This is a genomic window from Caballeronia calidae (assembly GCF_900044055.2).
Classification (GTDB): Bacteria; Pseudomonadota; Gammaproteobacteria; order Burkholderiales; family Burkholderiaceae; genus Caballeronia; species Caballeronia calidae.
Window position 1 is genome coordinate 1 of the sequence record NZ_FCOX02000149.1, and the last position, 6,602, is coordinate 6,602.

Genomic DNA, 6,602 nt, shown 5'->3' on the forward strand with positions numbered 1-6,602 from the left:
TGAGCTGTATGCGGCTAACGTCGCACGTACAGTTCTCAGGGGAGGATGCGACGGTAACGTCGTATCCTTACCCGACAATCGGTCATCGCATTAAACCATCAAGCTGCGCGCGACGGCGTTCAATTCACCGCGCTCGCGCTGCCCCATCTAGCAGGGTTGCGCTGGACCGATCTGGCGCATGTCACGCGTAAGCTCCACTCACGATGATGCAAAATGCAGACCATGGGCAAGCCGCCCTGCCCGCACCCTTTTCTGCTGACGCCAGGTTCACGCACGCCGTCTTAGATAGGGCGATGCGTTGGCAAAACACACAGCCAGAGCTCGCCCGACTCATCTGGGGCGTGATCGGAGGCGCTCAGACAAGCGCTCAGCACTGGGCCACCAAAATATTCGATATCGCGCACTGCGCCCTCGCGGCTCACCCTGATTTGGCGCTTCAGCTCTTCGACTTGCTGGACTCGCATCACTATGAATCAGCCCGTTTGCATCTGTTTCGAGCCGACGCGCTGTGCCGCTGCGGCGAAATCGACGACGCCTTGGCGGCCGTCAATCGAAGCTTGAAGTTAGACCCCGATGACGCGATCGCGCACAATTATCTTGGACACGTATGGGCTTTGCACCTCAATTGGCAGGCCGCCATCGATAGTTTTCGACGCGCCATCCAGCTTGCGTCCAACTTCGCTGAAGCGTATGGCAACCTCGGCAGTTGCTTGCAACGGCTTAAACGCTATGCCGCAGCCAAGCAAGCTTATCAACACGCGCTGACGCTCCACCCCAACCACGCCGAATTCCAGACCAATCTCGCGCTCTTGCTGCTCGCCTGTGGCGATTACGAGCGGGGGTTTGCGCTGTACGAGAACCGTTGGCGAACGGCCGAACTAGCGCCCTGCTGGCCCGTGACCGCCCGGCCGCAATGGAACGGCCAAGACCCGCTCGGGGGTAAGACGGTGCTCGTGTGGGCCGAACAAGGCCTGGGCGACACACTTCAGTTTTGCCGATATCTTCCGCTGCTCGCCCAACGCGGCGCTCGGGTGGTGTTGCAGGCACCCGCCGGGTTGCTCAGACTCTTTCAGAATAATCGCCTCGGCTGCGCCGAAATCATCGATCAAGCTCACCCCCTCCCCCAGCACGACTTCCACATTCCCATCATGAGCCTGCCGTGGGCGTTTGCAACCACTCTGCAGACCATTCCCACCCCCCCGCCCTATCTGCGCGCATCACCACAGGCCGCCATCCAATGGCCCGATCTGCTTGGATCATCCTCGCACCTTCGCGTGGGCGTCGTATGGGCCGGCAGACGGTTCCCGCGTCCGAACAAACCGCGCGACATCCCGCTGGCGGTCCTGGAGCCGCTGTTCGCGCTCAATGCACATTTTGCCTGCCTCCAGGTGGATATACCCGAACGCGAGGCGCTTAGGCTGCAGAGCATGCAGAACGTGCAGCTCTGGGGGGATCGCCTGCGCGATCTACAAGATACCGCAGATCTGCTCGAGCATCTCGATTTGCTCGTCACCGTCGACTCCGCCGTCGCCCATCTGGGCGCAGCGATGGGCAAAGAGGTATGGATATTGAATCGTTACGCCCCGTGCTGGAGATGGTCGCACGAAGGAACCGACTCCTTCTGGTATCCAGGCGTCACGCTTTTTAACCAATCCTCACCCGGCGATTGGCACACGGTGGTCGAACGCGTCACGCTTCACTTGGCCAAGCGCATTGAGCATCATCCGGGATAAGGCTCTCGGCACCTAGCGGCGTGGCGCATCGCGGGTGAGCGCTGCACACGCACCCGCATGATATGCCCCACCTAGCGCTCGACGCCAGACGCCTGAAGGAATCCAACAGAGAATCTGAAGCCGTGCGTTGGGCGCCGCGGCGCGCCACGACGGTAGAGTCATCGCCCCTGCGGCGCGCTCAACCGCCTATCAGAACAAATAAGAGGCGGCGAGTAAGACGCGCCAAGTGCCCGCATCCGTAGCTGGGCCGCTGACCATTGCCCGTGCAAGCGCGGCCTGCGCGCGCCACGACTTTCCGCTGCTCCACGACAATTGCACGCCAGTGCTCAGCAGATTACACGCGCTACGCAGATGCCGCACGTCGCAAAGCGCACCGTCGCGATTGGCCGCATGAGCCGAATCAACGAACCCCAATCCTTGTATCGCCCCTCCAAACGCCTCCCACGCCGGCGTGTAGAGCTGCACCGTTGCCGAGACCCCGTTATCGCCCGCCAGCTCGCCCTCATCGTAGCCGCGCACCGAAGCCATTCCACCGGCGTGAAATGCATCGGACGAGACCAGCGGGGAAGAGGCGCGTTGCATCGCCACGTTGGCGTCCAGATGCGCCTCGTTGGGACGACCCACGCGAAAGGTTCCTTGCGCGCTCAGGATCGTATAGCTCCCTGAGGCGCCCGGCCGCACCATGTCCAGTTGCGTTTGACTACCCATTCCCCCCGTTGGGATATTGTGCGAGAGCGCAACCACTCCCATGGCGGAGATTTTATCGTCGACTGTCGCGTAGCTTGCGCTGTAGCTCAGCGACAATGGCGTCAATCGGTAACTCACCGCGCTATTGCCGCACACATCGCTCGATCCCGCGATCTCACACTCATTGCGGGACTGCCGCCCTCCGAGCGCCATCGAGATACGCTGCGCATAATTACCCACGCGCGGCAGCAATCGTGTCACAAAAAGACCATAGGACGTCGTGTCGCCGCTATAGTTAAGCGGACCGGCCGGCGTTTGTAACGTACCCACCGCCGAGTGCGATTCCGCGACATATCCCCCCACCAACAATCCCAGCGAGTAGATAGGCGCGGTGTAGCCGCCATAAAATAGATTCGCCAGCGCGGGATGCTGCGGCGCCACCGTGAATTGGGCGCTCAACGACTGGTCTCGATCAAAGAGATTCGTATAGCTGGCGGAGCCCTTGACCCGCAACCGACCGCTCTCGCCACTGCCCGAATTGTCCGTCCCCAAACTGCCACTCCAGGCAGCCGCATCCACCACCGTCACGTGCGCGACGATATCCCCTTGTGCCTCGCCCGGCTTAAGCGTAACCAGGGTGCGCTTGTTGGGGTTTTCGTTGGCCACATCCAGTTCAGTGTTGATTTGCGTGAGCGAAACGGGCTTGCCTTCGCGCAACGCGGGCAACGAATTTCGTACATTGGCTTCGTCGGTATGTGACGTCGTCTCAATCTCCAGGCGCGACAAATGGCCCTCGACGATCCTCAATTGCACGTGGCCATTGTCCAACTTTTGCGGCGGCGCATAGGCGACCACCCCCGCGTACCCCGCCCGCTCATAGGCCTGCATCAATGCATTGCTCATCGCGTGAAGCGCGTCCGGATTGAGCGCCGTGTCAACGAACGGCCTCAGGACTTCCTGCACGCTCGCCTCGCTCAACAAGGTGTACCCCTGCACATCGACTGAACGAATTGTGATGGGCTCAACCTTACCGCTGTCGATGAGTGGAGCGGCTTGCGCCATAGACGCGGGCGCAGGCGTCGCCCCTGCCGGCTGAACCGCCACGTCCTGCCCAGCGTACGAGGCTCCCACCAAGCTTGCCATCAGAATCGGACCACAAAGCATCCTCGGCTTAAACTGCTTATTCAGTTGCCAACGATTTTCGAGAGGCATAGGAAATTTTTCACATCCCTTAAAATCTTTTTCCACGAAACTTATTCCCCGTTCTAATTCAAGCTTCAGATTTAGATTGCCTGTGCCCCCGCGACAATCATTTAAGTGAATTGGCATGCGCCTTGAGCGCCACACAATCATCTTGATAGGAATTTCGAAGGTTCAATTCGAAACCCTCCGCCTGCTGCCTACCTTGAGCGCAGCCAATAGGACAAGCGGAAGACTCGGCGCTCGAAGATTGGAATAAGCGATTTTGATTCTCGTTGGCTTTCAAGCGATCGATCGCGCCGCGACCACGCCCCAGCGGGTCACGCATCACCATGACTCGCCTGCGCACACCTAGTCAGGCGCCATATCTGGAGTCATCTGCGAGTCGACCCGCTTAAGCGCTCAGATTGGCACGGCTCCATAGTACAGAGCCTGCCGCCCCCCCTAGATTACGACCTATGATTGTTCGTGAACGCGCCCGGGTGCGTGAGATTTTGTGAATTTTTATAATCCGCCGCCCTTCGCCACGCTCTGCTGGCTATTCTGCACTTCGCTCAAGGGAGCGGCTGAACGCGCGAGCACCACGCTCGGCCCCCCATTGCTTCGCCCTCTCGATATGCCTCTTATGATTGATACGCTTTCCGCTCTGCTTGACTGCGCTCGCATCCAGTTTGACGCTGGGCAACTCTCGGAGGCGCGCGTGAGCTATGAAAAGGCGCTCGCTCTTGCCCCTGAAAATCTAGAGGCGTTGCGCTCGATGGGACTGCTGTTGATGAAATTGGGGCGCCACGCGAAGGCGCTCGAATATTTTCAAGCCGCCCTGAAGGTGCAGCCCCAAGATGCGACCAGTTACGTGTCCATCGCACGGATTGCCGGCGACGCAGGTCAACCTGAGGTGGCCATTAAACATTACCGTCGCGCACTGGAGATTGAACCCGCGAATATCGAAGCCGCCTCGTCCCTGAGCCACCTCCTTACCCCTCAAAGCCCACAGCTCTCGGCGCAGGTCGTCCTAAGCGCGCTCACCCACCACCCCGATGCAGTTCAGTTGCACTACGATATGGGGCAAGTGTCCTCGCAGCTGCGGCAGTTTGACGACGCCGTGCGCCATTATCGACGCGCCTATGCGCTGGCCCCTCAATCGCCCGAGGCAGCGAATAACCTCGGCCTGGCACTCGAAACCCTGGGTCACACCGACGAAGCGCTGCAGCTTTACCGCGAGTTGCTCCGCGCGCACCCCACTTATCACAATGCGCTGCTCAATTTGTCGATGTTGCTGCTCCTGCGCGGTGAATTCGCGGAGGGATGGACCGCTTATGAAAGTCGCTTCTCGCCCCACCTGACTCAGCAGTATTTCTATCTACCCCGATTCCCCTTCCCGCTCTGGTCAGGTCAACCCCTGGCGGGCAAACGCTTGCTCGTGCTCGGTGAACAGGGCCTGGGCGACCAAATCCAATTCCTACGCTTTGCCGAGCAGCTTGCCCAACAAGGCGCGATAGTGGACGTCACCGTTGAGCTGCCTTTTGTAAGGCTTGCGCAAACGGCCCCGGGCGTACATGAAGCCGCGACCTCATTTACGCTCAACGGACAGTACGACTACTGGGTCATGATGATGAGCATCCCCCAATATCTCAAGATCCATGCAGAGGCGCAGTATCAACAGCACGCACCCTACTTACACCTACCGTCGCACCATGTTTGCCGCCAGCGGCAGCGCATTCAAGCTCATGCTCAGGGAAAATTGCGTGTCGGGTTGGTTTGGGCTGGCAACCCCTCTCACGCTCGCGATTGGAACCGCTCCATTAAGCTGGAAAAATTCAAGCCACTCTCGGATTGCCCCGATGTCGCGCTTTTTAGCTTACAAAAAGGCGCCGGGCTGGCTGATGTGAGTACCCTTGCATGGGCCGACAAACTGTGCGAACTGGGTACCCATTGCGACGACCTCACTGACACCGCCACTGCGCTGATGGAGCTGGACCTACTGATCACGGTGGATACGTCCGTTGCTCATCTCGCGGGAGCTTTGGGCGTGAGCACGTGGGTACTAGTCGGTGCTTGTCCCGATTGGCGTTGGGGCACTACCGGCAAGACCACCGCTTGGTACAGTTCGCTTCGCTTAAAGCGCCAGCGCACGCTCGGACAATGGGATGACGTGCTCGAAGAGCTAGCGCTCGAGATTCGACAAGACAGCGATGCACTACGAAAGTCTCACCGCACGCCCAACGAGTTGGCCATCATCGGACTCGATCGCGAGGCGGCGCAAACCGTGGACGAGTAGGGACTGTGATGGTGCAGGGACATGGCAGAGCTCTGCATACGCCATGCCTTGCGCCAAGCGTGCATCAAGCAGTAGCACGTCCCTCAATCCCACTGCGGTGAACACCCTGAGTCGAGAGACGGTAGTAGGCAGATTGCAAGTGTTTGATCGCCACCGTAGTGCGAGGAGTTGACACGGTTGAGGGCGCGGTCTGCCAAATGGAGTGGGCGCGGCAGAAATCTGATGTCATCCGGCCGAGCGGAGAAGACGTTGTTAGCAGATGCCAACAAGTTACCTCCCCTACGAGCCGCAGCAGCAGATGTTGCTGCCCCACGCGCTGCAAGACTGGCTGCCTGAAGCGCACCTGGCCGATTACATCAGCGACACGGTGGATTCGCTCGACCTGTCAAGCTTCCATGCGCGGTATGCGGGCGGCGGCCCGCGCAATCAACCCTTTCATCCGGCGATGATGGTGAAGGTGCCCGTCTACGGCTATGCGACCCGTGTGTTCTCGTCGCGCATGCTGGCAGGAAGCTGCATGAGGATGTCGCGTTCCGGGTCCTCGCAGCGGGCGAAGGAATGCGGACTGTCAAGCTCGGGACGATTGCCGTTGACACGAGGATCGAGGCCAATGCGTCACGTCATAAAGCGATGAGTTACGAGCGGATGAAGAAAGCCGAGCTGGAACTCAAAGAACAGATCGATGCGCTGCTGGCCAAGGCGAA

General features: G+C 59.6%; 4 protein-coding genes and 2 pseudogenes. 4 read left to right on the top strand and 2 right to left on the bottom strand.

The window, feature by feature from the left end:
- The first annotated feature begins 293 nt into the window (after positions 1-293).
- A complete protein-coding gene (locus tag AWB78_RS40845; RefSeq protein WP_198399464.1) occupies positions 294-1,733 on the top strand; it encodes a tetratricopeptide repeat protein in 1,440 nt (479 codons plus the stop codon).
- A gap of 189 nt (positions 1,734-1,922) precedes the next feature.
- Here AWB78_RS40845 and AWB78_RS40850 read toward each other — a convergent pair whose 3' ends face one another.
- Together AWB78_RS40850 and AWB78_RS47985 are read right to left on the bottom strand one after the other, a co-directional pair.
- Positions 1,923-3,668, bottom strand: coding sequence for a ShlB/FhaC/HecB family hemolysin secretion/activation protein (locus AWB78_RS40850; RefSeq protein ID WP_198399465.1), 1,746 nt, complete (start codon positions 3,666-3,668; stop codon positions 1,923-1,925).
- A 61-nt stretch (positions 3,669-3,729) separates the two neighbouring features.
- Positions 3,730-3,954 carry a hypothetical protein gene (locus tag AWB78_RS47985; RefSeq protein ID WP_198399466.1) on the bottom strand — a complete coding sequence of 75 codons (225 nt, stop codon included), beginning with the start codon at positions 3,952-3,954 and terminating at the stop codon, positions 3,730-3,732.
- Positions 3,955-4,245: 291 nt separating this feature from the next.
- Here AWB78_RS47985 and AWB78_RS40855 point away from each other — a divergent pair, with 291 nt between their 5' ends.
- The 3 genes and pseudogenes from AWB78_RS40855 to AWB78_RS50025 all read left to right on the top strand — a co-directional run.
- Complete coding sequence (locus AWB78_RS40855; RefSeq protein ID WP_062612777.1) at positions 4,246-5,898, top strand: tetratricopeptide repeat protein; 1,653 nt, start codon at positions 4,246-4,248, stop codon at positions 5,896-5,898.
- A gap of 259 nt (positions 5,899-6,157) precedes the next feature.
- Positions 6,158-6,450, top strand: a pseudogene (locus AWB78_RS45610) (transposase); the annotation flags it as partial.
- Positions 6,451-6,465: 15 nt separating this feature from the next.
- Positions 6,466-6,602: pseudogene (locus AWB78_RS50025) on the top strand (IS5/IS1182 family transposase); the annotation flags it as partial.